This window comes from Serratia sp. T13T92 (assembly GCF_047530105.1).
Classification (GTDB): domain Bacteria; phylum Pseudomonadota; class Gammaproteobacteria; order Enterobacterales; family Enterobacteriaceae; genus Chania; species Chania fonticola.
Map to the genome: position 1 here is coordinate 46,036 of NZ_JBLJAK010000014.1, position 26,194 is coordinate 72,229.

Here is a 26,194-nt window from a genome sequence, read left to right on the forward strand (position 1 = left end):
AGACATAATATTGCTCAAACACGCCAATATGATAATTATTCTCATGAAAGCCACCTGCCAGGATCCCAGACCCGATATCGATAACGTGCCACGCGCCATCTTCGCGGTTCAGGCATCAAGCGTGCAGAAAGACTGGGAATGCACCCATCATCGCCACCGCAAGGCACAATTGATTTACACGGTGCGCGGCATGATCCGCTGCGAAGTGGAAAATGGCCTGTGGCTGGTGCCGCCACAATGTGCTTTGTGGATGCCCAGTAACGTCAGCCACAACGCGCGGGCCACCAGCCAAAGCGAGTGCTATTGCCTGTTCGTTGAGCAGGACGCCATCCCTGGTTTGCCGCAGAACTGTTGCACCTTGACGGTGTCACCATTGCTGCGAGAGTTACTGTTGCAGGCCAGCCAGTTCGATATTCTCTACCCGGAAGAGGGCCCGGAAGGGCGTATTGCGCAGGTTTTGTTGGACCAACTGGCCGCAGCGCCGCTGGAGAACCTGCACCTGCCGGTGTCCAATGATGCCCGCATCCGCCAATTGATCGAGCAACTGCTGGCCAACCCGGCCGATAAATCCACTCTGGGCCAGTGGGCGCAACGCATTGGCATGAGCGAACGTTCGCTCAGCCGCACGCTGCAACAACAGATGGGCATGAGCTTTGGCCACTGGCGGCGGCAATTACATGTGATGCTGGCTCTGCAACGCTTAACGCCGGGAGAAAGCGTCCAGACCGTGGCGTTAGATCTTGGCTACGAGAGCGCCAGTGGCTTTGTCACCATGTTCCGTAAAGCAGTTGGTAAGCCCCCGGCCCGTTATTTGGCGGAAAAAGCCGCAGCAGATCAGGCAATTGCTGGTGCGATAAGGCTGTGAGCCCTCACTTCGACTGATCATGTTGCCAGCATCTGTTCTGGTCAATTCTTACACAACCTGCTATAACTGAGGATAGTTTGGTTAGAATGGTTAAAACGGTTAGCTTTAGCTAACGGGAGAAAAGAATGCTGGCCCGAGAAATCGACATCAACAGAGATGGCCTCAGGATCAGGAAAGATGGGCTGCAGATGGTCATCAGTAAAAGGAAAATGAAGGCGCAGAAGCCTTTCTTTCAGCTGAAAGTTGATATAGACAACTCAACGTCTCTCGGTGTGGTTGAAGAGCACCTGAAAATCATGTTGCAAACTCTCCGCCAGGTTAGAGAAGCTGAGAATGATCATGGCGACGTCTGCCACATCGACGAAACACGTTTTGAAGCCATGTTTCATAGCCTGGAGCAACAGATCAATCCGGATGACACTGCCCGGATAATTCTTCCGCGGGATACGCAAGAGCCCATCAACCACAGCGGGCTGGTTGATATTTCCAAGGTAGAGCGCGGTCGTGAGCATATCCTGGCAGCCAGCGAATGGCTCACGGCGGAGCAGATTTCCCATCTGGCAGGCTTTGCTACCGAGAATCCCTCGGCCCAGCCAAGCAAATGGAAAAGCCATCAACGCATATTTTCTTTGAAGAAAGGGGCAACACAACTCTTTCCCCGTTATGCGCTGGATGATAACTATCGCCCGCTTCCCGTTATGGCAGTGTTACTCGCCAGCTTTAAAAACCTGAAACACGGCTGGGGGCTTGCCCAGTGGTTCGCGACGTCAAACAACCTGTTGGCTGGCCGCCGTCCCATGGAGATGTTGCAGTCATATCCTGCCAATGTGATTGCGGCGGCGGAATATGAAGCGAAAAGGATTGTCGATGGAGCAGAACAAAGTTAAACAGAAGGGTGAGCCCAAAAAGGGAGATTTTGGTTCACCCGTTTTTCTTGGCCGCAAGATAGCCGCCCCTGGCAAGACCCTGCGGGTAAGAATCGAAGTCATTCCCAAAGGCACGGTGTTACATCGCTGCCATGATGCGCAGTACCCCGGTGACAGTTTTAATCCCGGCAGAATATTGCTCCCCAATGAATATGGAGCCCGTTTCAGCCCTATCAGAGATGCGGCTTTGGATCTGATCCCCACCATGTACCTGGCCAGCAGTTGCGAAGCCGCTATCGCGGAATCGGTTTTTCACGATGTAGTCGCCACTGGCAAAACAGAATTTTTCGACTTACGCCCATTTACCAAAATGCATTACATCCAGTTAAAACTAGAGCGGGATCTGAACGTCGTCAGTTGCCGAGCACAAGATTGTATCTATATGGGCATCGATCGCGATGAATTGATCGGCAGTACCCAGCTCGAATATTCACAAACCCGAGCCTGGTCGCAGGCTATTTATCAACAGCATCATAACGTTGACGGAATGAAGTGGTACTCAAAAAGGGATGACGACCATTTTGCTTTGATCCTGTTTGGCGGCCAACGGGTCATGGATAGTGAACTCTCGATAACCGAGCCCTCAAGCCGCCTTCTCAGCCATAAAGCCATTGGCCAAATTATCCAAAAGACCGCCGAGCGTCTGGGTCTGATCCTGACCGAAGAGTAGACACTGGCCGGATATTCTCCTCCCTCGCTGATTGCCCTAAACGTGACAGTTATCGCCCCAAGCAACAAAAGTGCTCCCCTTCCGTAAGAATAATGATTATCATTCACAAATATAGTGAGCCGCATGCAATGACATGACCGGCCTGATTTTGCTTTCGATTCAATGTTGAGCCCAATTTAGCCGCCGAGCAGCAGCCCGGTGGTGACCTGTATTTTGATGAAATGGAGCTTTTATGAACGCTATGATGACCACCAGCCGTAAGTTTGGCGGACGTGCGGTTTACCCTCTGTTGCTTCTCAGCAGCCTGATGTTTTCCACCTCGGTGCTGGCACAGACAGAGACGGAACTGCTGCGTAAGCCGGTAGGTAAAGGCGCTTACGAGATGGTGTACAGCCAGGGCGAGAATGCGCTGTATCTGGCAACTTCACAGAGCCGCAAGCTGGATAAGGGCGGCATCGTCTATCGCCTCGACCCACAAACGCTGGATATCACGCAGATCATTCATAACGATATCAAGCCGTTCGGTGCCGCCATCAATACCAAGACCGACACTCTCTATTTTGGTAACACCACCAGTAACTCACTGACCGCGATCGACGGTAAAACCGGCGAAGTGAAAGGCCGCCTGGTGCTGGACGCTCGTAAACGCTCTGATACCGTGAAACCATTGGCCCCACGTGAACTGGTGGCAGATGCTACAACAGACACCGTCTATATCACCGGCCTGGGCGAGTCCAGCGTGGTTTGGGTTGTGGATGGCAAGGATCTGACCCTGCGCACCACCATCACCGAAACCGGTAAATACGGTACCGGTCTGGCGCTGGATGCAGCGGCAAGCCGCCTGTATGTGACCAATGCCGATGGCGAGTTGGTGACTATCGATACCAAAACCAACAAGGTGCTGTCACGTAAGAAACTGGATGAGTCTAAGGAACACTTCTTCCTGAATATCAGCCTGGATCCGGCAAACCACCGTGCGTTTATTACCGACTCCAAGCAGCCGCAGGTGCTGGTTGTTGATACCAACAACGGCAACATTCTGCAGAAGATCGACGTGCCGGAATCCCTGGCCGTGCTGTTTAACCCAGCGCGCAATGAAGTGTACGTCACTCATCGTAAAGAAGGCACCGTGAGCGTGATTGATGCCAAGAGCTACAAGCTGTTGGAAACCATCAAGACGCCAACGCATCCAAACAGCCTGGCACTGTCACCAGATGGTAAAACGCTGTACGTGAGCGTGAAACAGGCTTCAAGCCGTGAAAAAGAAGCGACCGATCCGGATGATGTGATCCGCATTGCGTTGAAGTAATAGCGTTATTCTCCCTCACCCTAACCCTCTCCCCAAGGAGAGGGAATCGAACGTGCTACAGTTTACGCTTGCGTTTGAACGCCACAGCGCTGGGGTGGGGGAAGAATAGTCTCAACCAGGCTTTTTACCCTTTGGCTCCCGCTTCTCTCCCGCTAATGTCAATCCACGTCAAGCTCCTTGACGAAGCTTATCACTTAATTTACCTGAGCTTATCTTGAGCCAGCGATCGCGATGTCCTACGGTATCGGTAGTTTGAATGGAAAGCTAACTGACCGTAAAAGGATCAATTATCATGGTTAAGTCTTTGAGAAATCCGCTGATTGGTTTGCTGTGTTTGTCGACGGTTGGCTGTGCCAATATGACCAACGATGAGGTCGCGATCACCGGTGTGGTGATCGGGCTAGGTGCACTGGTCGCGCTGGCACTACTAAGCGATGGTGACGACAAGGATCATAAAGAACCTCACCGTAAAGAGCATGGCGACAAAGGTGGCCACAAGGGCGGTAATAAGCATGGGTATGGGAAGGATCATGGGAAAGGTCATCCCGGACGCCGTTAATCCCTGGAAAAATCCGCAGTCTCCCGAGACTACAGACATTTATTCATCGGCTCGCCACCTAGGGGCGCTGCATATTATCGATGAGGGTAGGCAATAACCGATGTGCCTGGCATAGTAAGTGGTTCAACTAACGCAATTAAGTTATGCCACAACGAGGCCCTGATGGCTGCCGTCAATCTCTGGACACGGGAACAGTTGCTGGTAGCTTTTACGCTATACAGCCAAATCCCTTTTGGTAAGTTGCACGCCAAAAACCCCGACATTATCCACTATGCTGGGTTAATCGGCCGCTCACCTTCCGCATTGGCAATGAAGCTGGTGAACATCGCCAGTCTGGATCCGTTTATCGTTAACTCTGGCCGGCGTGGGCTGACGGGAGCCTCCAAAGCCGATCAGGCGCTGTGGCAGGAAATGAACTTCGACAGTGAAACCTTTGAACAGCAGTGCCAATTGGCGATGACACAATTGGAACCACCAGTTATGGCATTGCATGACAGCGGCATGGAAGACTTCAGTGGCAGAGAAAGAACCACCATCATCAATGCGCGTGTTGGTCAGCAGCTGTTCCGCAAACGGGTGCTGGATGCGTATGAAAATCGCTGTTGCCTGACCGAACTGGAAGAACCGATGCTGCTGGTCGCCAGCCATATCCGCCCGTGGAAACATACCGTTGAACATCGGCTCAACCCCAACAACGGCTTATGTCTGTCCAACCTGCATGATAAAGCGTTCGATCGCGGGTTAATCACCTTTAATGAACACCTTGAGCTGGTGCTTTCACCGCGCCTTAAAAAACTGAAAAGCGCCATCAGCGAAGAGAACTTTGCCAAATATGAAGGTCGCAGGCTAAGGCTGCCAATAGATTTCCCTCCAGATGCCCACCAGTTGGCCTATCATCGGCAGAACATTTTTATCGCTAAAAACTGAAGAATTAAACGGGCGCAACATGCAGCGCCCCTACGGTCGGACTGGGGGATACCTAGCCTGACAAATCCCAACCAACTCAACTCGTAGGGGCGCCGTATATATGCGCCCTTATATAATCAATGAGTTAACCATTTTTTTATATTCTCAGTGTTACCGGGGAGCCTTCCTTCTCCCCGGTTGATTACACCATCACCGTGCGATAAAGCAGTTCATCCAGCGATTTGTCGCTGCGGGCTTGGCTGTCGGGCAAGGCTTCCTGCCGGGCATCCGCCGTCAGTTCCTGCGCGATAAACGCGTGGATCCTTTCCCGACGCGGGCCGTACTCTGCCTCACCTGCGCGCCGTTTGGCCGCCAGTAATTCATGGATTTCCGCCAACAACAGCGGATCCTCTATCGTGCCAGCCAACAGTTGGTCAAAACGCATCGGTGGCACGCCCTTGCCCGCTTCTATCCAGCGCACCGCCAGCAGAGGGCGCAGCACGTAGAAGTATTTCTTCAGCCGTACCTGCTCACCCTGCAAATAGCCACGGAAGTTTTTCCTGGCCATCGACAGGTAGTGCCAGCGCGCCCGCTGCGCGGAGAACCACTCCGGCACTACATCTCGTAACGCTGCGACGCTATCAGGTGCTTCCTGATACACCACTGGTGAATCCAACCACTCGATCAGCGTCGGGTTAGCCCGTTTCAGCAGACCAAGCGCCTTGCGCCATTCCCAGCCACAGACATCCAGCTCATGATCGATTGGCAGCTCTATCACATCCCTCTGCGCTTCTACCCGCAGATACCATTCCGGCGGGTGAACATACAAAAAGCGTACGTCGTAATCGCTGTCCGGCGAGGCAAAGCCCCAACCACGGCTGCCAGACTCGCAGGCATAAAGCACCCGCACGTTGTAACGTTTTTCTACCTCACCCAACACTTGTCGGACTCTTTCCCGCATGGCGCTGTCCACGCCGTTTAATTGCTGTTCCATCACATTATCCTTTTACGCATACCACCTGCCGCAGGGTATGGACGATTTCTACCAGTGAGGACTGTGCCGCCATCACCGCATCGATATCTTTATAAGCCATTGGGATCTCATCGATCACCTCGCTGTCCTTACGGCATTCCACATGTTCGGTAGCCCGGATCTGGTCGGCCACGGTGAAGCGTTTTTTCGCCGCCGTACGGCTCATGGTACGACCTGCGCCATGGCTGCAAGAGCAGAAGCTCTCTTCGTTACCCAATCCACGCACGATGAAGCTTTTCGCCCCCATCGAACCGGGGATGATCCCCATCTGCCCTTTCTGCGCAGACACGGCCCCTTTACGCGTCACCAACACCGGCTCACCAAAGTGCGTCTCACGTTGCACATAGTTATGGTGGCAGTTCACGGCCTCTTGCTGGGTGGTGAACGGTTTGGTCACGATACGCGACAGCGCCGCCAGCACGTGCTCCATCATCACTTCCCGGTTATGACGGGCAAAGTCCTGCGCCCAACCCACAGCTTCCATGTAATCGTCAAAATGCTGGCTGCCTTCTTCGAAATAGGCCAGGTTACGATCCGGCAGGTTAGCGATATGCTGTTGCATATCCTGCTGCGCCAGAGCAATAAACAGCGAACCGATGGCATTCCCCACGCCGCGGGAACCGCTATGCAACATCACCCACACCTGCTGCGTTTCATCCAGGCAAACTTCGATAAAGTGGTTACCCGTTCCCAACGTTCCCAGATGCTGATAATTGTTGGTGTTGCGCAACCGCGGGTATTTATCGATCAGGCGGTTAAAGCGCGGAGCCAGTTCGGCCCAGTGGCGATCGACGGTTTGCGGCGGAGTGGTCCAACTCCCTTTATCTCTTTTTGAACGGGTTGAGCTACGCCCATGCGGCACCGCCTGTTCAATGGCGCTACGCAACCCAGCCAGGCTATCCGGCAGATCGGCGGCCACCAGCGAAGTACGCACCGCAATCATGCCGCAACCAATATCCACGCCAACGGCCGCCGGAATAATCGCGCCACGGGTAGGGATCACGCTACCAATGGTGGAGCCTTTACCCAAATGCACATCCGGCATCACCGCCAGATGTTTAAAAATAAACGGCATTTTTGCCGTATTCAGCAACTGCTCACGCGCTTCTGGCTCAACGGGCACGCCCTGTGTCCACATTTTGATTGGTGCGCTGTTAACCGGTGCCATCAACTCATAATTATTCTTCATTCTTTAGTCATCCTTTTTCTTTTGACGTAGTGGATATAGCGAAAGACGTGCCAACTCGGTAAAAAATCCTCATTAAAATCACAATGTATTGATTTTTAACTAATAAATAATTAATCACGGATAACTGGCGATGATGCCAATAAGACGGTATTTTATCTTTTAGGATAGTATTTTATCGCAAGGGATAATATGAAGCGCAGAGTCGTGATCGGAGTGCTGGGCACCACGCTGGATAAACGTGGCAAACGGGAAAACCGCTGGAGCAAGTGGCGGCCAACGGTAGGTCTGTGCCAGCAGCCCGAGCTGCCGATCGATCGCCTGGAGTTGCTGCATCAGCCACGCGATAAAGGCATGGCGCAGCAGGTGGCGGAAGATATCGTCGCGGTCTCGCCAGCCACTCAGGTGGTATTACAGGAAGTAGCACTCAAGGATCCCTGGGATTTGGAAGAGGTGTACAGCGCCTTTCTGGACTTCGCCAGCCGCTATCCGTTTGATACCGAGAACGAAGACTATCTGGTGCATATCACCACCGGCACGCACGTGGTACAGATCTGCTGGTTCCTGCTAACCGAGGCACGATACCTGCCTGCTCAACTACTGCAAACCGCCCCCGGTGACAAAAGCGATCGCCCATCCCCCCAAGGGATCTACTCGGTGATCGATCTGGATCTCAGCCGCTATACCGCCCTCACCAGCCGTTTTCTGCATGAACAACAGCGTTCGGTGTCGTTCCTCAAAGCCGGCATTGAAACGCGCAACGCCACCTTTAACACGCTGATCGACCAGATTGAACGCGTGGCCCTGCGCTCCAATGCGCCCATGTTGCTCACCGGCCCCACCGGAGCCGGGAAATCCTTTTTGGCGGAGCGTATCTACCAACTCCGGCATTCGCGCCATCTGGTGAAAGGCCGTTTTGTCGCGGTGAACTGTGCCACCCTACGCGGCGATAACGCCATGTCGACCCTATTCGGCCATGTGAAAGGGTCGTTCACCGGGGCGTTACAGGCACGGGCTGGCCTGCTGCGTGAAGCGGACGGCGGCGTGTTGTTCCTGGATGAAATTGCCGAACTGGGGTTAGACGAACAGGCGATGCTGCTGAAAGCCATCGAGGAGAAGACCTTCTTCCCCTTTGGGGCCGATAAAGAAGCCAGCAGCGACTTTCAACTGATTGCCGGTACCCACCGCGATATGCGCGACTGGATCGCCCAAGGCCGTTTCCGTGAAGATTTATACGCCCGTATCAATATGTGGACCTTCCCGCTGCCCGGCCTGGCTGAGCGCCGCGAGGATATCGAGCCGAACATCGATTACGAATTACAACGCTTTGCCCGCAGCAACCAGACGCAGGTCCGTTTCGACAAAGACGCCAGGCAGCGTTATCTGGCTTTTGCCCGTTCCCCGCAGGCGGTCTGGCGCGGTAACTTCCGCGAGTTGGGTTCTTCCATCGCACGCATGGCAACGTTGGCAGAGCAAGGGCGCATCAACCTGCCGTTGGTCGATGAAGAGATAGACCGGCTGAAATCCCATTGGCAGGGGAATACCAGCGTGCAATTACCTGTCGAGCTTGCCGATATCGATTTGTTTGAGCAAAGCCAGTTGGAGACAGTGCTTAAAGTATGCCGAGCTTCCACGTCACTTTCCGAAGCGGGTAGACAGCTGTTTGCCGTCTCGCGCCAGCAGAAAAAGCAGCCCAACGATGCCGACCGGCTGCGTAAGTACCTGGCGCGCTTTGGTTTGAGTTGGGAAGAGGTACGAAAATAGAAGGTGCATGGGCACAGCATGATGTGCCCCCCACATTGAGAGACGGGTGTTATAGTAATAGTTGTACATCGCGATTAAATTGGAATCTTCATGACCCAGCAGCATGTCGTTTTACTTGATGAACAAGGTCAACCCACCGGCGTGATGGAAAAATATGCGGCCCACCAGCGACAAACGCCCCTGCATCTGGCTTTCTCCTCCTGGATCTTCAACCCGCAGGGTGAGTTGCTGGTCACCCGCCGAGCACTAAGCAAAAAAGCCTGGCCCGGCGTTTGGACCAACTCAGTCTGTGGCCATCCGCAGTGGCAAGAGAGCGCCGAACACGCCATCGAGCAACGCTGTCTGTATGAAGTGGGCCTGAGCGTTGAACAGATCACCGCCGTCGCCCCCGACTTTCGCTACTGCGAGACCGACGCCTCCGGCATTATGGAAAACGAAATCTGTCCGGTTTACGCGGCATTGGCTACGGGTGCCGTTGCAGCCAGAGCAGATGAAGTGATGGACTTCCACTGGGTTGATTTACCCGCGTTGATCGCTGCAGTAACGGCAACCCCCTGGGCCTTCAGCCCTTGGATGGGACAGCAGTTGGCGAATACCAAAACGGAGCAAAACCTGATCGCCTTCGCCACTCGCACTTCCGCCTAAACCACTCACCCCGCCATTCCAACCGTTCACCAGCGTATAAAACCGCTGGCTGAAATTCAGATGTCTTTCCCTATCCAGCCTGGCAATGATGAGCTGTTCCTAAACCTGACCCTAACCAGGGGAAGACGCTACAGCTAAATGTCCGACATCTAAGAATCGGATTTATCACTCAATTTTTGCAGATAGGAAAAGGATACCTCATGAAACGCGAGGGAATTTTAAAACACCTCCCATGGATGCTGCTGGGGATACTCGGGGCTTCCTGCCTGGGTGTCATCGCATTGCGCCGTGGCGAAAGCATTAGTGCACTGTGGATCATCGTTGCTTCGGTAGCGGTCTATCTGGTGGCTTATCGCTACTACAGCCTCTACATCGCCACCAAGGTGATGCAGTTGGACGCCACCCGCGCCACACCGGCGGTGGTGAACAACGACGGCCTGAACTACGTCCCCACCAATAAAAACGTGCTGTTCGGCCACCACTTTGCGGCAATCGCCGGTGCGGGCCCGTTGGTTGGCCCAGTGTTGGCGGCACAGGTCGGCTATCTGCCCGGTACGCTGTGGCTGCTAGGCGGCGTGGTGTTGGCAGGGGCGGTACAGGACTTTATGGTGCTGTTTATCTCCTCACGCCGTAACGGTGCCTCGCTGGGTGAGATCATCAAAAAGGAAATGGGGCCAATCCCAGGCACTATCGCGCTGTTTGGCTGCTTCCTGATCATGATCATCATCCTGGCGGTGCTGGCGTTGATCGTAGTGAAAGCCTTGGCCGAAAGCCCATGGGGCGTGTTCACCGTCTGTTCCACCGTGCCAATCGCGCTGTTTATGGGCGTGTATATGCGCTTCCTGCGCCCTGGCAAGGTGGGCGAAGTGTCGATCATCGGTATCGTGCTGTTGATCGCCTCCATCTGGTTCGGCGGCGTGATTGCCCACGACCCATACTGGGGCCCGGCGCTGACCTTTAAAGACACCACCATCACCTATACGCTGATTGGTTACGCCTTCGTTTCTGCCCTGCTGCCGGTATGGTTGATCCTGGCTCCACGTGACTATCTGGCCACCTTCCTGAAAATCGGCGTGATCGTCGGGCTGGCGATCGGTATCGTGATCCTCAACCCAGAGCTGAAAATGCCTGCGGTAACGCAGTTTGTTGACGGCACCGGCCCGGTCTGGAAAGGCACCCTGTTCCCGTTCCTGTTTATTACCATTGCCTGTGGTGCCGTTTCCGGCTTCCATGCGCTGATCGCTTCAGGTACCACACCGAAACTGCTGGCCAACGAAATGGACTCCCGCTTTATCGGTTACGGCGCCATGCTGATGGAATCCTTCGTTGCCATCATGGCGCTGGTTGCGGCTTCCATCATCGAGCCTGGCCTGTACTTCGCCATGAACACCCCACCGGCAGCACTGGGCATTACCATGCCAGACCTGCACCGTCTGGGCACCGAAGATGCGCCGATGATCATGGCCTCTCTGCGTGATGTCTCCGCACATGCTGCCGCAACCGTCAGTTCCTGGGGCTTTGTGATTACCCCTGAGCAGATCCTGCAAACGGCCAAAGACATCGGCGAACCTTCGGTACTGAACCGTGCCGGTGGCGCACCAACTCTGGCAGTCGGTATCGCTCACGTGTTCCACCAGGTCATCCCTGGCGCAAACATGGGCTTCTGGTATCACTTCGGTATTCTGTTCGAAGCACTGTTCATCCTGACCGCACTGGATGCAGGTACCCGTTCCGGCCGCTTTATGCTGCAAGACTTGTTGGGTAACTTCGTGCCGTTCCTGAAGAAAACCGATTCGCTGGTGGCCGGTATTGCCGGTACTGCGGGCTGCGTTGGACTCTGGGGTTACCTGCTGTATCAAGGTGTGGTCGATCCGTTGGGCGGCGTTAAGAGCCTGTGGCCGCTGTTCGGTATCTCTAACCAGATGTTGGCTGCGGTAGCACTGGTACTGAGCACCGTAGTATTGATCAAGATGAAGCGCACCAAGTACATCTGGGTGACCGTGATCCCAGCCGTTTGGCTGCTGATCTGTACCACCTACGCGATTTGCCTGAAGCTGTTCAGCGACAATCCGCAGCTGGAAGGCTTCTTCTACCAGGCCAGCCTGTACAGAAACAAAATCGCCGAGGGCAGTGCTGAACTGACCGCACAGCAGGTTGCCAACATGAACCATATCGTGGTGAACAACTACACCAATGCCGGTTTGAGCATCCTGTTCCTGCTGGTGGTGTATAGCATCATCTTCTTCGGTATTAAAACCGCCATGGCGGCGCACAAAAACCCGAAACGCACCGATCAGGAGACGCCATACGTGCCGGTTCCTGAGGGTGGCGTCAAAGTTTCGTCGCACCACTGATGGTGATTTGATCGATACCCTGCATAATATAGATAGAGTAAGGGCACCCTAAACGGTGCCCGTTTTGCCATCGTAGGGGCGCTGCATGTGCGCCCGTTATGTAGGGTATTTTTTCTTTGGAGCAGACCCATGTTCGGAAACCTCGGCCAGGCGGGTAAATATCTCGGGCAAGCCGCACGCATGTTAGTGGGCGTGCCTGACTACGATACCTACGTCCACCATATGAAAGACAACCATCCGGACAAACCGGTGATGACCTATAAAGAATTTTTCCGCGAACGCCAGGATGCCCGCTACGGTGGCGATGGCAAAGGCGGTATGCGCTGTTGCTAGTTAAGTAAGAACAAGGACCAGGCATGAAACCCATTGCAGTCACCATCCTGACGGGCTTTTTGGGCGCAGGCAAAACCACCCTGCTGCGCCACATTCTGTATGAAAACCACGGTTACAAGATTGCCGTCATCGAGAACGAATTCGGTGAAGTGCCGATTGATAACGCGCTGATTGGCGACCGCGCCAGTCGTATCACCACCCTCAGCAACGGCTGCATCTGTTGCAGCAAATCCAACGAACTGGCAGACGCGCTGCTGGATCTGCTGGATGGCGTCGATCAGGGGCAACTTGAATTCGACCGGCTGATTATTGAATGCACCGGCATGGCCGATCCCGGCCCGATCACCCAGACCTTCTTCTCGCACGAAGTCATCGGCCAACGCTTCCTGCTGGACGGGATTATCACGTTGGTGGATGCGGTACATGCCGATCAGCAGTTGAACCAGTTCACTATCTCGCAGGCCCAGGTAGGCTATGCCGACCGCATCCTGCTGACCAAGACCGATGTGGCAACGGATAACGACGCGCTGATCCAGCGTTTACAACTGATGAACGCCCGCGCACCGGTATATAAAGTGACGCACGGCGATATCGATCTCAGCGTGCTGTTCGATATCGAAGGCTTTGTGCTTAACGATAAGCTCAACGTGGCAGCACCAACTCCGCTGTTCCGCCGCATCCCACAAGCACAGAACAACATCCAGTCGATCGTGGTGTATCACGACCAGCCGCTGGAGCTGATGCAGATTTCCGAGGTGATGGAAGGTTTGTTACTGAAGTTCGCCGATAACCTGCTGCGCTACAAAGGGATTCTGTCGATTAAGGATGAACCGCGCCGCCTGCTGTTCCAGGGCGTACAGCGTCTGTATAACGCCGACTGGGACCGTGAATGGTTGCCGGAAGAAGAGTGCAAAAGCACGATGGTGTTTATCGGCATCGATTTGCCGGAAGATGAGATCCGCGCGGGGTTTGCTGCGCTGGGTTAATAGGTTGGGGCCGCGTTGGTTGTTAAAAGCTACTAACGCTGTCTTTCTTACCATGGAGTTATTGCATAAACATAATAAAAGCACACCCAATATATTGTATAGATGCAATAAAGTAATATGGAGGAAAGTTAAAGACTCAACCAAAAGGAACTCAGCATGATCGCCAGGCTTCAACGCGCTAAAGCGCTCCGTGGTACAACATTGGCCAGCCATCCTTTATCGCGCTTGTTGCTCTGCCTATGCCTGGCGTTCGGGGCCAATACGACGGTGCAAGCCGCCTCTTTCGACTGTGCCAAAGCCACCAGCGATGTCGAACATAGCATCTGCAATAACCCAGACCTTAGCAGCCTCGACAGCCAACTAACCGAAAATTACCGGTTAGCAATGGCAAGCCTGCCAGGGGATCAGGCCGACGAGTTACGCACCGAGCAACGTAGCTGGTTGAAGCAGCGGGATGCCTGCAACGCTCAGGAAAGCTGCCTGAGCGATTTATTTAGCCAACGCGCCGCCCAGTTGCAGAACACCGCCAAGCAGGCCGCCTCGGCGCTAGATAACATCATCGCCAGCATTCCGGCAGACCCAGCCGCTGCGGCACAGCAGTTGCAGCAGTATCGCGGCCCGCTGGCCTCCGCCTGGCTGATTTACCTGCATCAGTTTGCCCCCACCAGCAAGGTCACGGATGCAGAGGTAGAAACCAGGCATCAAAGCGTGATCAAGGCGATGAACGACGACACATTCTCCCAGTCAGTGTTACGTGATATCGAGAACGATCCCAAGACCGGCCATGATGTTGCAGTTTTGACGCTATTGCGTATGACCATTGAGCGAGCCGGGTATGAAAACGCCGATGGCCGCCCCTATGTGCACTGTTTTATCTTCAAGCAGCAGGGCGCAGCGGCTTATGAAGCCTTTGGGGCATTATATGGATCGTCTCGTGATTCACAGGCTCCCATTTGCTCACCGCAGGGAGATCTGTTCGAACGGCCAGCCTGGCAGCAACTTACTAAGTTAATAGAACCGATGATTGGCAAGGCCAGTGAGAATTCCGGCACCATTCGCTTTGCCAGCTATGCCGATTGGGCGATGTTCCGCCTGCGCGCCACCGTCTCTCCCGAGGATTTCCTTAAACCAAGTCAGAACACGCCAGCCACGGGCGATCCTGCACAGATAATCCGCAGTTGGTCTGATGATAAGGTTTGGCCGAAAGAACAACGCGAGCAACTGCTTGTCGCCATCGAACCAGCACGTCTGGCGACCATGGGCTGGTTGCAAACCGAGAAGCATTTCTCGGCCAGCGATGCGGCCAAAGCCGCCGATGCGATAGTGAACACCTGGCTCAATGACAGAATGGACTTTATCGGCGAGATGAGCGGACCGGAGGACTGATAATTACAGTGATGCCCCTCACCCTAACCCTCTCCCAAAAGGGAGAGGGGACCGAATGTGCCACGGATTAACTCCCACATCTGACCTCAATACCGAGAATGCTAAACAGCGAAGCATGCTGTGCCACAGGTTAACTTCTGCACCTGACTACAGCTCCGGACAGCTCCCTCTCCCTGTGGGAGAGGGTTGGGGTGAGGGGTCGATCACCGCACTCAATGTTGCCCAATAAAGCTATCGGGCTTAAAACGCATCCTGCTGCAAGTAGCTCCAGGCATACTGCGCATACAGCTCCGCGCCGGTCGCCATCACGTCTTCATCGATATTGAAGCAGCCGTGGTGGTGCGCCCAGTCGGTGCCTTTCTCCGGGTTGCCGCAGCCTAACAGAGCAAAGCAACCGGGGATATTTTCAATAAAGAAGCTGAAATCCTCACCGCCGGTCGTCGGTTTTTCGGCAAACAGCACCTCGTCGCCGAAGGCCGAACGCACTACCGATTGTGCCAGCAACGCGCTGCGTTCCTCGTTGATCACCGGCAAGGTGCCGTAAGTGTATTCCACCTGCGCCGTCGCGCCGTAAATGGCCGCGGTATGTTCTGCGTAACGCTCAATCGCCGCCTTGATACGCTCACGAGCTTCGACGTTAAAGCAGCGCACCGTGCCGTCCAGCACCGCATTTTCAGCAATCACGTTAAACCGGGTGCCGACTTCCATTTTGCCGATGGTAACGACTGCCGACTCTAACGGCGAAGTTTCACGGGAAACGATCGCCTGCACGTTCATCACGAAGGCCGAAGCAACGACCGCTGCATCCACACAGGCCTCTGGCATTGAGCCGTGACCGCCTCGCCCTTTGAACTTCACCTTCAGCAAATCTGCAGAAGCAAAAGTGGAGCCGACATTACAAGACACCTTGCCAGATGGGCTGGTAGTCCAGATATGCATGCCAAACGCGTTATCCACGCCTTCGATCGCGCCCTGCTTCACCATTTCACGCGCGCCTTGAGCAATCTCTTCAGCAGGTTGGAAAATCAGCCGTACGTTGCCACGCAGGCTCTCACGGTTTTCATACAAGGCTTTCGCCGCCGTCAGTAGCATGGCGGTGTGAGCATCGTGCCCACAGGCATGCATCTTGCCGTCGGTTTGCGATTTATAACTTAATGAGTCGTTGAGTTCCTGTACCGGTAACGCATCCATATCGGCGCGTAGGGCCACGGTCTTGCCAGGCTGCCCACCGGTAATCTCGGCAATCACGCCCGTTGGCGTCGTCAGACGATAAGGAATACCGATCTCCTCCAGCGCTTGCGCCACCTTCTGGGTGGTGCGTACCTCTTCCCAAGGCAGTTCCGGGTGAGCATGCAGATCGCGACGGAACGCAATCATCGCCTCCACGTGGGCTTTAATGGATTGCGCGATAGCTTGATTAGTCATAACTGCTTGCCTCTGTGATCTCTTTTACCGTTTGAAAAATAACGTCGATGCCTTTCTGAATTTGCTCATAGTCGGTCCACTCGTCGGGATGATGGCTCAGGCCGTCCTTGCTAGGAACAAACACCAGTCCCACATCGGTGATCCCGGCAAAAATCATCGCATCATGCCCGGCTCCGCTGACCATGGTCCGGTGGCTCAGGCCCAGCGCTTCGCTGTGTTTTTGTAGCTGGCTGTGGATACCGCTGTGCAGACGCGTCGGCTCTACCAGCAACGGTTGTTCAATCTGGCAGGCGATCCCCGCCCCGGCCTGCTGTTGGATACAGGCTTTGGTTTGCTCAACCACCTGTTGCAGCTTATCCAACCGCTTGGAACGGATATCGACGGTGAAAATCACCTTGCTCGGTATCACGTTCGCCCCGTTAGGGAACACCTGAATTTTCCCCGTGGTGGCGACCGTTTCATCACCGGCCTCGCGGGCAAAATCGCCAACGCGAGAGATCACCTGGCTGGCGGCCACCAGCGCATCATGGCGGCGATCCATCGGCGTGGTGCCCGCATGCCCGGCCTTACCGGTGATGGTGACAACCAACTGAGTGATACCGACGATCACGTCTACCAGACCAACGTCTAACCCTTCCTGTTCCAGCACCGGCCCTTGCTCAATATGCAGTTCGATAAACGCCTTGAGGGTTTGCGGCTCCCTCACCACGCTGGCCACCCGATCGGCATCAAAACCGACCTGCGCCATGCACTGTGCCGCCGATTGCCCCTGGCTATCGCGCAGACGGTGCAGCTCTTCTGCATCCACCTTACCTGCAATCGCACAGGAAGCCAGCAGGCCACGGCCAAAGCTGGCCCCTTCCTCTTCCACCAGCGCCACCACTTCTAGCGGGTAACGCGGCAATAACCGATGTTCCTGGAACAGCTTGGCCACTTCCAACCCCATCACCACTCCGGCAGGGCCGTCGAAAGCACCACCGTTGGGCACCGAGTCAAAGTGGGAGCCGATCATCACGCTCGGCAATGCCGGGTCCTGCGCCTGACTCTTGCCGAAGATATTGCCGATGGCATCCTCACGTACGCTGAGGCCAGCCGCCTCCATCTGTGCCTTGATATAAGCCCGAGCCTGTTGGCCCTGCGGGCTGTAACTCATACGCGTCGTGCCTTCGCCCGGCGTAGCCGTAAACTCGGCCAGTTGTTTCAGGTGCTGCTGAATACGCAGCTGATTTGCATAGCTCATGACTTATCCTGCGATTGGGGTGATGTAACCGACCATAACGCCCGCCAACACCACGGAAACCATGGTCACGGAAATAAATCCGCCGACCAGCATCGGTGCCAGCATATGGTGCGTCAGGATCTCACGCTCTTTTTCGTCTTTGGTCAGCGCCGTTATCGCTTCGTTAGTGATGATGTAATCCGCCGGGAAGCCATACATCGCCGTAAGGGAGATCGCGAAGGCCATCTCCATGCTGACGCCAAGGAATTTACCCACGATCCACGAGACGATAAACATACCCACCACCGCCACGGCGATCAGCACCAGCATCGGGAATACCAGCCGCAGCAGCATTTCCGGGGTTGCTCTATTCAGGGTGTCAAAGATAAACAGCATCAGCCCCATCACCGCAAATCCGAAGCCGTTGGCTTTCTGCAGCGGTTGTTTTTCCAGGAAGCCGATCGTGGCGGCCACGACACCAAACAGCAAACACAGCACGAACGGACTGATGGCGACCACCGGGGCCAGCAGGTCTGATACCAGATAAGCCAGGTAGCCTACCAGCGCCAGGCGCAGGAACTTGAAGTAGCTGGTGTTGTAATGGGCCGGGATCAGGCCAAACATACGCGGCATTTTTTCTTCCGCGCTGACCGTGGTTGGCATTTTATCGGCTGGCAATTGCGCGGCAGATTCGTGCCATTCGCCATTGCGATACTTTTTCAGCACGCGTTTGCCTTCCCGCTGCAGCATGATGGCGGTTAACGGATAACCGGCAAACCCTTGCATTACGTAGATCAGGATAGCAAATACCGAGAGATCGACCAGGCCCGCGCTGGCTGCCCCCTTCGACATGATCAACGCCGAAACGATGCCTCCAACCAATGGCGGAATGGTCACGATGGCGGTATTCATATCAAACATCAGCATACAGGCCGCAAACACGGCGGCGATAATGCCAGCGATCCCCGCCAGCGAGATCACAATGGTTTTCCATTGCCGCATCAGCTCAGGTACCGAGAGCAGCGTCCCCATGTTGGTGATCAGCAGATACATCAGCATCACCGCTACCGCCGGTGTGATACCGGCCAGGCTGACGATATCCTTCGGGAAAAACGTCCAGTAGCCGAACAGGAACAGCACTGCACAGACAAATACAGAAGGGATCCAGGCTTTAGTACGCACGGATACCGCATCTCCCAGGTATAAAATCACCATTACAATCAAAAGCGCTAACATCTGTGACATAGAATATTTCCGTTCTTATATTTTTTAGAAATCCGTTTAGGATAGTTAAATCCACTAAGTTACAAGAATAATGCAGTTAACAACTCTACTATCTTGGGCGGGGATAGCCGATTTTCAGAAGAAAACCTCAGAAAATGGGTCATTCTCATCAATTCCGATACTAAACAGCTATGGCTGGGGAATAAAGGGAAAACAAGAAAAAATCAGAAATAAATCTGCTCAGTGATCTCAATTTCGGCCGCAGAGGATCGCCCCGCTTGCACTCCCCAGGCAATTGTCAAAATGCGGTAATCCAATGAGGCGCCTCAATGCTTAACGGTTGCTTATAAATAACTTACCGTCAATAAATTGAGGGGAATGATCAACGGCTGAATCTGCTGGTTCAGAGTGGTTAAATGTTTTATAACCCTATTTAGTGACCTTGAGTGGCAAACATTTTAAAAAGGACCTTGAGTTTGAAATATGCATCGGTGCCGTTAAATCAAAACCAAAATGGTTGGTTGAAACCTGACCTTCGCCCCACCGTTTACCCAACGCTGATCGGCGATACCGAGGCTGACTGGGTGGTCGTAGGCTGCGGCTTCGCCGGGATTTCCTTCGCAAGAAGGCTAGCCAGCCACGATCCTAAACTGAAGATCATCCTCGTTGATGCGGCCTGTGCGGCTGAGAGTTCTTCGGCCAGAAATTCAGGGTTTATTATCGGCTTACCTCATAATATTGGCAGCTCTACGGCGGAGTTGAAAAAAGCCCAGTCGTATCGTTCTTTATTACAAGAAGGGATCAATCAATTAACCCAGCAAATTGAGCAACAAGGGATCGAATGCGAATGGGAGAATGCCGGCAAATATCACTGCCAGGTTGACGCCGCTAATCAGCGGGTGCTCAAAGAATATACCGACAATCTCGATGCCATGAGCGAGCCTTATCAAATATTGGATAAGGAAGCGCTGTATCGAAAATTGGGCACTCGTTTTTATAATAAGGGCATCTATACCCCAAGCTCGATCCTGGTTAATCCTGCCAGCCTGATCGTCGGCCTGGCAAATAATCTGCCGGACAACGTGACGATGTATAACCATACCCCGGTGATGGCGATCCGGCACGGTAGCGTGACACAGGTGGTCACCTCCTTCGGCACGATTAGAGCGGCCAACGTGATGTTAGCCACCAACGCCCTCTCCAGGGAGCTGGCTCCGGTCACCAGCCAGCAGGCGGCAATGGCCACCTTCGCCAGCATCACCGCGCCATTAACCGCAGAGCAACGCCAAAAGCTGCCAGCTATGAGCAGTTGGGGCCTGACGCCAGTCAACGCGATCGCTGGAGCAACGGTGCGCTATACCCAGGATCACCGTTTCCTGATCCGCCAACATGTGACGCCAGCCTTGAACGGCCGGATCACCGCTGCGCAGACCTATCAGGCAACCCTGTTACATCAGCAGATTTTCAACAAGATTTACCCGCAGTTGCGGGATGTGCCACTGACCAGTACCTGGTCTGGCACCATCAGCGTCACCCGCAATGGTGCACCGGTTTGGGGCGAGTTGAAGAAAGGTATTTATACTGCCGGGGGCTGTAACGGCGCAGGCGTGTCCAAGCAAACTATTGCCGGGACGTTATTGGCGGACTATGCGCTGGGGATCGACCATCCGCTGATTGGCGCGATGCAGCAACTCGGTAAGGCAAATTACCTGCCGCCTTCGCCAGTGCTGGATATTGCGATTGGCGTTTCTTTGATGAAAGAGCGCTACCTGGGGCGTAAGGAAGTCTAGCTTTGGTGGTGAACTGGGGTGGGGATCCTACTCCTACCCCTGCTCGAAACACTGCTCCCCAAGACGCTGATACTTGTTGAAACCGATAATAAACTTGCGATTCTGCCCACGCAGATCGGCACCACGATAGCTTTCCCCCGGCAACAGATTGAACACTTTGGCGGTGTCATCCTGCCCGTCGCAGCCCTGGTGGATCATCACGCGGAAATAGGTATTGCCGGTGTTTTTCAACACCCCGGCCAGCGGATCATAGTGATAAGTGAAACGCATCTTGCGCGGGCGAACGACCATGATGGTATCTAGCGCCATGGTCGGGGATACCAGCGGTGTCTTGTCTTCCCCCTGCATCTCCATCAAGTTGGCCGGGATCTCTTGGATCACTATGCGATAATAGCGCTCGCGCTCGTCCGCCGGGCCGCGATAGAAGATCTTGAAATATTCCCACGCCCCCGGCTCCAGTATTTTGCGCAGTGGGGTATAGAGCAGTTCGCCCTGTTCTAGCGGCTGAGGTTGTTCATCAACCCCCGGTTTGGCAATCCGATAGGCACCGATCACATACAGATTGGTCTCTTTGGTGTTGTTAACAAACTGGCGCGAGAAGAAAGTGCGATCGCTCTCCAGAGTAAATACTCCGGACGAGAGATAAACCGCCTGAGCCGGAAACGCCAACATCAGCCCCGCCAGCCACCACCCTAGTCTTATCGTCATTTTCAATCCTAATGGATATCAGGGCCGGTCCAGACCGCCCTGACCCTTACCTCACCGGTGGCGCTGACAATCCCCATCCAATCCCGCCCATCCAGGGTCCACATCGAATTGCCCTCATTCATCGGGAAGCTGAGAGACAACTCGGTACGATAAAAGCTGCCGTCGTTTTGTGAGGGAACCGGCCAGGCGGTTCTTACCCAACGAGCCGCATTCAGGCTGATAGGTACATCATCACAGCTGGCACGCGTGCGAACCACTTGCCCAACGTTATCGGTATAAGCCAGATAGGCCGAGAACGGCACCCTAAGCTTACCGTCGGTGGAGGAAAAGACGCAGTACGGGCGCCCATTGACCTGCCCTGCCGGACCGTAAACCTGCGCGGTAATGCTATCAGCCTGCCTTGGGCCAGAGGTAGTCAAAATATAGTCGAACACGATCGGCGGTTCTGTACTGCCGACTTTGCCTTCACGCTTGGGATTAAGTACCAAGTCCTTGGAGATAATGCTAATCCCATAATCGCGCGGAACCAGCAAGATAGTGTTCGAAGGTGAAAATTCGTAATATCCGGACTGCGGCGCCACCGTACTGGTGAACAGGAAAGTGAAGAAGTCCTTGCTGTGGCTCAGATCCACCCCCCGATCGATCAGGTTCTTCAGGAAGGTCTGCGATAAAAAGACATAAATACCGCCGTTACCGGCTTTGATCAAATTCGCCGCGTTGGTCGTGGCGCTGTAGTTTACCCAACCACTGGCACCATCGGCACTCAGGCGAATGGTATTTGCCGCAGGCGTAAACCCAAGCGCAGCAGTGTTGAGCTTCATGTTCATGCGCATCGGCGAAAGGGTGCTCCCCTGCATCTGATAAGACACCAGCTTACAGATCGCGCCACTCAGTGAGCCAATGTAGCCCACAGAGCAGAACTGAGAACCCGTTCCCATCACCGGATTGCCATTGCTGTCGATAAAAATTTCCTGCAGTGCGTTGGTAGATTCCAACCGCAAATTACCCGCTTTGGTGATAGTGAATTCATGGCTGGTCTGCGAGCCGCCTACGCTGACACAGCTTTGCCCTGCTGCAGGGTTGTAGTCCGTGCGGGTAGAACAGAAACGGTATTTATAAATCTCCGTCAAGCCTACCGACACATTTTTAAAATACTCATAAGCCGAATCAGAAAAAATACCACGTCCATAACGCGCTTCGCCGTTGCTGGTGTTAACCTCCACGTGATAAACGCCATTATCGCCAATATAGCCCGGCAGATAACCGTTAGAGGGGCAAGCGCTACCATTATTCATACAGCGGTTACCGATAAATGGCCGAGCGATGGGAGAATCCTCCAGCCAGATATCGGCGAACGAATTGGTCTGGATCAGCCCGGTATAGCCCATATAGCCCAAACTGCGTTGATCGCCTGACGCATATTTGGTAAACGCGTTGGCACCGCTGAAACGGGGATCGGTGCTCTGTGGCGTGATGAAGTACTCTCCATCCACCTGATTTTCGATAAAGAAATAACTGTTGCTCACGTTGGCCGCCTGGCTAGAGAAGGAAACCAACATCAGCACCCCAGCCCACTGGCAAATATTACGCAGTTTCATGTCACACCCTTTGCTCATCGTTGTGCCAGAATGGTCTGCACGTTGCACACCACATCGCCGACCCACTTCACGCCCTTGGCCTTGGCCAAGTCCAGATCGACTTCGCAAATACCATGGTCTGGCATGGTCAATGACACGCTCGGGTAGCGTTTATCAACGTCCATCTGGAAGGCGCCCGTCGCATCCGTAATGGTTTTACCGATGTGGTTACGCACAGCGGCATTGGCGATCGCCCGGCCATTTTCCATGGTCATACGGCCGAACACCGTCACTAACTGTTTCACTTCCGGCTCATAAACGGCGACGTTGCCCGGATACAGCGTGACGTTGCGGGTGCGCCCCTTGACGATGTCAAAGCTGTCCATCGAGTTTTTATCGTTCATCAGTTCAACCTTGTAGCTCGAGTACGGCGGCAACGGGATAAAGTTATTCGTACCGCTCAGCGGATAGCTGCGGCCATCGATCTGAGCCGACAGCACCGCATCGTCGATGAAGCCGGTTTTTACCAACACCCCGGACTTCTCCTGAATACCGCTGGCGGCGAAGTTCTTATCGCTGTAGGCCACCGCACCGCGCGCAGTCAGGTTGCCATTGAGGCGATTGTTGTCCGGCCGTGAGAGCGACATCGTGCCCGCGCTGTATTTGGTATCGAAGGTGGCATAGCCAGAGGCCGAATAAGCGCTGTCACCGTTGTGCTTATCCTTGACCAGCTTGGCCAGGTTGAAACCGGCAGAGGTAAACGCCGAGTCATCGAAGCTCTTGTTGCCGGCCAGGTTGGCCCGCACGTTGCCATTGTTGGAAGACACACCGGTGCTTAACCAGGCGGCCAGCGGCAAAGAGAAGTCCAGCGAGATATAGCGCTGGTTGGTGCTATTGGACTGGTAATCATAGCGATAACGCTGGATACCGGCGCGTAGGTTGACCGTGCCATAACGCCCGGAGAATAGTGACGTTGAGTATTCCAGGTTGTTAGAGGTGCTGCGATCGCGCTTATCCACCGTACGGCTCAGCGTAAGCTGACCACCACGTTCAAAGAACCGGCTCAGGCTAAGGGTACCGCCATAGGAATAACTGTCAGACTCATAGACCGGCAACGCCTTACCGATATGGCTCTTCTCCCGGTTAGCCCACACGCTGCCGAAGCCTTTCGGTAGCATAAGGCTGGCGCTTAAAATATTGCGGTAACGCCCGCCCTGTGACAGCAACCCCTGCCAGCCCAAGCTCGCGAACTGGTTCACGTTGAGGTTGATCGAGGTTTCATTCACCACCTTCTTGTCGAAGGTATAGGTCGAGGTTTGCACCGCCAGGCCAAATATCGCCGGGACCGAGGCGATCTTGAGAATTTCCGGGATCGACATCGCCGCCGACGCCCCTGCCAGATAGGTTTCGTTGGTGGTACTGTCGTTGGTGCGGTTATTGCGGTTGTCGTAATTAACATATCCGCCATATAGCTGCCAGTTCAGTTCTTGCGCCACGCCATTACTGCCAGAGAAGGCTTTGTTGATCGTCTGGCGCATACGCGAATGGGTTTTGCCGTCGATCACCACTTCGACATCAACGTCATAAATCCCATACGGCAGGCGGCTGGTATCGACCTCAAAGCTGCCCATCGGGAAATTCTGGATGTTCAACAGACGTCCCTGCCGGTAGATATGGACTTCACCCGCGCTAGGTAAGAATACGGTAATTGGCGTTAGCGAATATTGGGTATTCTGGATCTTGGTTGCGGACTTATTGCCATAGGTGACGCCATACACCTTGCTGGAGTTAAGTGCCGACAGGCTCCCCAACGATTGCAGGTTCCAGGTGTCAACCAAGCCAAATGCCAGACGGCGTCCGCTCATGTCCCGTTCATACATGGCACGGTAAAGCTGAGAATCCTGCTGAGACTCCCCAATACCGTAAAACGAGCCGTTCACATTGAAATGATGCTCCGCGAAGCCGAAGGTGTTATCCAGGGTCAGATAGTTATTCGAGGTGTTCTCGCCCTTTTTTAACTGCGAGCGGTAAACACCGAGATCGTAATTCAGCACCGAACTGAAATTCGGCACCGAAGAGAGTCCCAGCAGGCTCGTTCGTGGGATAATTGCGGTCCCTAAGCTTTTTTCACTCACGTCCAGCGTCAGGACAAATGAACGGATATTCAGGTTCAGATCGGCATCGGATGAAACGGCAATATGGGTATTTTGATCAAAGAAACGATCTTTCAGACCGCGGATCAATGTCTGGGTCGTTTCCGCCAACGTTGCCCCTTCAGACTCTTCCGCCAGCGTAATATCTCTTATCATCAGGCGGTCTTTTTCCAGCACCACCAACGCATCCGCTACCTTTTGTTTTTCTTGTTGGTCGCCACCTTTGTAACGCAGCAGTACAGGAATGGTCATACCTTCGGTCAGCGCCTGACCAAATACCCCCGGGATAAGATAATTTCCTAAACGAACATCCTGTAGGTTTCTGGCGTTAGCCTGCATAGACATCAGAGCCGCAGCAATACATAGCGCTACAGCCTTGGTTCTTGTCCTTAAGATGAAATTATTACCCATTTGCTTCCCCAAATAGCCCCCTAATCCACACCTGGAAAAAATTCACGATGCAGGTAATGAGTAAAGAGGCTATTTCACGTTGATATAATCTTCGTTGTGCCAAATGCCAACGTTGAGTTTTTGATTATTGATATCAACAAATTTCAAATGCACGCCTAATCCCGGCATAACGTAATAACGCTCACGGCACCCTTTATTTTTCTCTTCACTGGTCTGTGGTTGCTTACAGGGGCCAAATGCCACCACGCGGAAAGAACTGTTTCCGGTGTTATAAACAACACCATCTCGGTATTGATAGTCGAACTTGTCCTTCCGTGGTGTGACGACCATAATGGTGCTTATGGTTGCCGAGGTGGTTGCCGAAGCGGCTTTTTTGGTCTTTGACAGCCCCTCTTCGGTAACCGGATTATCATTCCAGATTAAACGGTAATAACGTTCCTTATCATCCTTCGGCCCGGAATAGAAAACGCGGAAAACATCTTTACCCTTGCCGGGCAAAATCAGGTTGGATGGCGTGGCCATTATTTCCTGCTTGCTCTCCATTGGGATCACTTTGCCCCCTTCCATCGGGGAGGAAATACGCTCGACCCTCAGGCTGACCAGACGGGCATCATCCACAGTATTAATCACCTCCTTGGCGATAACGCTCTGGCCAGGGGAAATGATTGATGTAATCGCGCCAACGTTAATTGCACCGGCGTGAGTACAATAAAAGAGTGCTGAGCACATCAGCGTAGGAAACCATCTGTTCATCATGCGTTCCAT

The 26,194-nt window shown here is 53.9% G+C and carries 22 protein-coding genes; 13 read left to right on the forward strand and 9 right to left on the reverse strand.

Annotated features, from left to right (window positions below):
- The first annotated feature begins 43 nt into the window (after positions 1–43).
- The 6 genes from ACMV5I_RS14915 to ACMV5I_RS14940 all read left to right on the forward strand — a co-directional run bounded on the left by ACMV5I_RS14915 (position 44) and on the right by ACMV5I_RS14940 (position 5,256).
- Positions 44–865 (forward strand): AraC family transcriptional regulator, encoded by an 822-nt coding sequence (locus ACMV5I_RS14915; RefSeq protein ID WP_414824685.1) that lies wholly within the window; start codon positions 44–46, stop codon positions 863–865.
- Positions 866–990: 125 nt separating this feature from the next.
- Complete coding sequence (locus ACMV5I_RS14920; RefSeq protein ID WP_202672769.1) at positions 991–1,752, forward strand: hypothetical protein; 762 nt, start codon at positions 991–993, stop codon at positions 1,750–1,752.
- Entirely contained in the window at positions 1,733–2,461 is a 729-nt protein-coding gene (locus ACMV5I_RS14925; RefSeq protein ID WP_414824686.1) for an RES family NAD+ phosphorylase, read from the forward strand. Before ACMV5I_RS14920 ends, ACMV5I_RS14925 begins: the two co-directional genes overlap by 20 nt.
- 307 nt (positions 2,462–2,768) lie before the next feature.
- On the forward strand, positions 2,769–3,770 hold the full coding sequence (locus ACMV5I_RS14930) for a PQQ-binding-like beta-propeller repeat protein (RefSeq protein ID WP_371822171.1): 1,002 nt from the start codon (positions 2,769–2,771) through the stop codon (positions 3,768–3,770).
- A 292-nt stretch (positions 3,771–4,062) separates the two neighbouring features.
- On the forward strand, positions 4,063–4,329 hold the full coding sequence (locus ACMV5I_RS14935) for a hypothetical protein (RefSeq protein WP_141131075.1): 267 nt from the start codon (positions 4,063–4,065) through the stop codon (positions 4,327–4,329).
- A 162-nt stretch (positions 4,330–4,491) separates the two neighbouring features.
- Entirely contained in the window at positions 4,492–5,256 is a 765-nt protein-coding gene (locus ACMV5I_RS14940; protein WP_414824687.1) for an HNH endonuclease, read from the forward strand.
- Positions 5,257–5,437: 181 nt separating this feature from the next.
- Here ACMV5I_RS14940 and ACMV5I_RS14945 read toward each other — a convergent pair whose 3' ends face one another.
- Both ACMV5I_RS14945 and ACMV5I_RS14950 read right to left on the reverse strand, forming a co-directional pair.
- On the reverse strand, positions 5,438–6,229 hold the full coding sequence (locus ACMV5I_RS14945) for a DNA polymerase beta superfamily protein (protein ID WP_414824689.1): 792 nt from the start codon (positions 6,227–6,229) through the stop codon (positions 5,438–5,440).
- 4 nt (positions 6,230–6,233) lie between these two features.
- Positions 6,234–7,457: an RtcB family protein gene (locus ACMV5I_RS14950; RefSeq protein WP_121608620.1), complete on the reverse strand. Its 1,224-nt coding sequence runs from the start codon at positions 7,455–7,457 to the stop codon at positions 6,234–6,236.
- Between the two features lie 189 nt (positions 7,458–7,646).
- Between ACMV5I_RS14950 and rtcR the strand changes: the two genes are divergently transcribed.
- The 6 genes from rtcR (at position 7,647) to ACMV5I_RS14980 (ending at position 14,922) form a co-directional block, all read left to right on the forward strand.
- The gene (gene rtcR / locus ACMV5I_RS14955) at positions 7,647–9,218 is read left to right on the forward strand and encodes an RNA repair transcriptional activator RtcR (RefSeq protein ID WP_414824690.1); all 1,572 of its coding nucleotides are present in this window, start codon (positions 7,647–7,649) and stop codon (positions 9,216–9,218) included.
- Between the two features lie 90 nt (positions 9,219–9,308).
- Positions 9,309–9,863, forward strand: a complete 555-nt coding sequence (idi, locus tag ACMV5I_RS14960; protein ID WP_414824691.1) for an isopentenyl-diphosphate Delta-isomerase — start codon at positions 9,309–9,311, stop codon at positions 9,861–9,863.
- Positions 9,864–10,063: 200 nt separating this feature from the next.
- The gene (locus tag ACMV5I_RS14965; protein WP_414824693.1) at positions 10,064–12,217 is read left to right on the forward strand and encodes a carbon starvation CstA family protein; all 2,154 of its coding nucleotides are present in this window, start codon (positions 10,064–10,066) and stop codon (positions 12,215–12,217) included.
- Between the two features lie 129 nt (positions 12,218–12,346).
- On the forward strand, positions 12,347–12,550 hold the full coding sequence (locus ACMV5I_RS14970; RefSeq protein WP_414824694.1) for a YbdD/YjiX family protein: 204 nt from the start codon (positions 12,347–12,349) through the stop codon (positions 12,548–12,550).
- 23 nt (positions 12,551–12,573) lie between these two features.
- Entirely contained in the window at positions 12,574–13,536 is a 963-nt protein-coding gene (gene yjiA / locus ACMV5I_RS14975) for a GTPase (protein ID WP_414824695.1), read from the forward strand.
- Positions 13,537–13,692: 156 nt separating this feature from the next.
- Complete coding sequence (locus tag ACMV5I_RS14980) at positions 13,693–14,922, forward strand: lysozyme inhibitor LprI family protein (RefSeq protein WP_414824696.1); 1,230 nt, start codon at positions 13,693–13,695, stop codon at positions 14,920–14,922.
- A gap of 240 nt (positions 14,923–15,162) precedes the next feature.
- Here ACMV5I_RS14980 and ACMV5I_RS14985 read toward each other — a convergent pair whose 3' ends face one another.
- From ACMV5I_RS14985 to ACMV5I_RS14995, 3 genes are read right to left on the reverse strand one after another with little or no spacing between them, the layout of a single operon-like run.
- The gene (locus ACMV5I_RS14985) at positions 15,163–16,347 is read right to left on the reverse strand and encodes a M20 family metallopeptidase (RefSeq protein WP_021807871.1); all 1,185 of its coding nucleotides are present in this window, start codon (positions 16,345–16,347) and stop codon (positions 15,163–15,165) included.
- Positions 16,340–17,587: a Zn-dependent hydrolase gene (locus ACMV5I_RS14990; RefSeq protein WP_414824697.1), complete on the reverse strand. Its 1,248-nt coding sequence runs from the start codon at positions 17,585–17,587 to the stop codon at positions 16,340–16,342. Before ACMV5I_RS14990 ends, ACMV5I_RS14985 begins: the two co-directional genes overlap by 8 nt.
- A 3-nt stretch (positions 17,588–17,590) precedes the next feature.
- Positions 17,591–18,811 carry a hypothetical protein gene (locus ACMV5I_RS14995; RefSeq protein WP_024484744.1) on the reverse strand — a complete coding sequence of 407 codons (1,221 nt, stop codon included), beginning with the start codon at positions 18,809–18,811 and terminating at the stop codon, positions 17,591–17,593.
- 455 nt (positions 18,812–19,266) lie between these two features.
- On the opposite strand from ACMV5I_RS14995, the gene ACMV5I_RS15000 reads away from it, so the two are divergent.
- Positions 19,267–20,580, forward strand: coding sequence for an NAD(P)/FAD-dependent oxidoreductase (locus ACMV5I_RS15000; protein WP_414824699.1), 1,314 nt, complete (start codon positions 19,267–19,269; stop codon positions 20,578–20,580).
- Positions 20,581–20,613: 33 nt separating this feature from the next.
- Here the strand turns inward: ACMV5I_RS15000 and ACMV5I_RS15005 are convergent, their stop codons facing one another.
- The 4 genes from ACMV5I_RS15005 to ACMV5I_RS15020 all read right to left on the reverse strand — a co-directional run bounded on the left by ACMV5I_RS15005 (position 20,614) and on the right by ACMV5I_RS15020 (position 26,182).
- Positions 20,614–21,288, reverse strand: coding sequence for a hypothetical protein (locus ACMV5I_RS15005; protein WP_414824700.1), 675 nt, complete (start codon positions 21,286–21,288; stop codon positions 20,614–20,616).
- Positions 21,289–21,296: 8 nt separating this feature from the next.
- Positions 21,297–22,886 carry a fimbrial protein gene (locus ACMV5I_RS15010; protein WP_121609078.1) on the reverse strand — a complete coding sequence of 530 codons (1,590 nt, stop codon included), beginning with the start codon at positions 22,884–22,886 and terminating at the stop codon, positions 21,297–21,299.
- A gap of 14 nt (positions 22,887–22,900) precedes the next feature.
- Entirely contained in the window at positions 22,901–25,363 is a 2,463-nt protein-coding gene (locus tag ACMV5I_RS15015; protein WP_414824701.1) for a CS1-pili formation C-terminal domain-containing protein, read from the reverse strand.
- Between the two features lie 135 nt (positions 25,364–25,498).
- On the reverse strand, positions 25,499–26,182 hold the full coding sequence (locus ACMV5I_RS15020; protein ID WP_121609077.1) for a hypothetical protein: 684 nt from the start codon (positions 26,180–26,182) through the stop codon (positions 25,499–25,501).
- Positions 26,183–26,194: the final 12 nt, after the last annotated feature.

Coding starts and splice junctions, on each gene's coding strand:
- ACMV5I_RS15010 (WP_121609078.1), bottom strand. CDS start 22,886: ATGAAACTGCGTAATATTTGCCAGTGGGCTGGGGTGCTGATGTTGGTT.
- ACMV5I_RS14950 (WP_121608620.1), bottom strand. CDS start 7,457: ATGAAGAATAATTATGAGTTGATGGCACCGGTTAACAGCGCACCAATC.
- ACMV5I_RS14985 (WP_021807871.1), bottom strand. CDS start 16,347: ATGACTAATCAAGCTATCGCGCAATCCATTAAAGCCCACGTGGAGGCG.
- ACMV5I_RS15005 (WP_414824700.1), bottom strand. CDS start 21,288: ATGACGATAAGACTAGGGTGGTGGCTGGCGGGGCTGATGTTGGCGTTT.
- ACMV5I_RS14925 (WP_414824686.1), top strand. CDS start 1,733: ATGGAGCAGAACAAAGTTAAACAGAAGGGTGAGCCCAAAAAGGGAGAT.
- ACMV5I_RS14980 (WP_414824696.1), top strand. CDS start 13,693: ATGATCGCCAGGCTTCAACGCGCTAAAGCGCTCCGTGGTACAACATTG.
- ACMV5I_RS14990 (WP_414824697.1), bottom strand. CDS start 17,587: ATGAGCTATGCAAATCAGCTGCGTATTCAGCAGCACCTGAAACAACTG.
- ACMV5I_RS14970 (WP_414824694.1), top strand. CDS start 12,347: ATGTTCGGAAACCTCGGCCAGGCGGGTAAATATCTCGGGCAAGCCGCA.
- ACMV5I_RS14995 (WP_024484744.1), bottom strand. CDS start 18,811: ATGTCACAGATGTTAGCGCTTTTGATTGTAATGGTGATTTTATACCTG.
- ACMV5I_RS14930 (WP_371822171.1), top strand. CDS start 2,769: ATGTTTTCCACCTCGGTGCTGGCACAGACAGAGACGGAACTGCTGCGT.
- ACMV5I_RS15020 (WP_121609077.1), bottom strand. CDS start 26,182: ATGAACAGATGGTTTCCTACGCTGATGTGCTCAGCACTCTTTTATTGT.
- ACMV5I_RS15015 (WP_414824701.1), bottom strand. CDS start 25,363: ATGTCTATGCAGGCTAACGCCAGAAACCTACAGGATGTTCGTTTAGGA.
- ACMV5I_RS14920 (WP_202672769.1), top strand. CDS start 991: ATGCTGGCCCGAGAAATCGACATCAACAGAGATGGCCTCAGGATCAGG.
- ACMV5I_RS14915 (WP_414824685.1), top strand. CDS start 44: ATGAAAGCCACCTGCCAGGATCCCAGACCCGATATCGATAACGTGCCA.
- yjiA (WP_414824695.1), top strand. CDS start 12,574: ATGAAACCCATTGCAGTCACCATCCTGACGGGCTTTTTGGGCGCAGGC.
- ACMV5I_RS14965 (WP_414824693.1), top strand. CDS start 10,064: ATGAAACGCGAGGGAATTTTAAAACACCTCCCATGGATGCTGCTGGGG.
- rtcR (WP_414824690.1), top strand. CDS start 7,647: ATGAAGCGCAGAGTCGTGATCGGAGTGCTGGGCACCACGCTGGATAAA.
- ACMV5I_RS14940 (WP_414824687.1), top strand. CDS start 4,492: ATGGCTGCCGTCAATCTCTGGACACGGGAACAGTTGCTGGTAGCTTTT.
- ACMV5I_RS14945 (WP_414824689.1), bottom strand. CDS start 6,229: ATGGAACAGCAATTAAACGGCGTGGACAGCGCCATGCGGGAAAGAGTC.
- ACMV5I_RS14935 (WP_141131075.1), top strand. CDS start 4,063: ATGGTTAAGTCTTTGAGAAATCCGCTGATTGGTTTGCTGTGTTTGTCG.
- idi (WP_414824691.1), top strand. CDS start 9,309: ATGACCCAGCAGCATGTCGTTTTACTTGATGAACAAGGTCAACCCACC.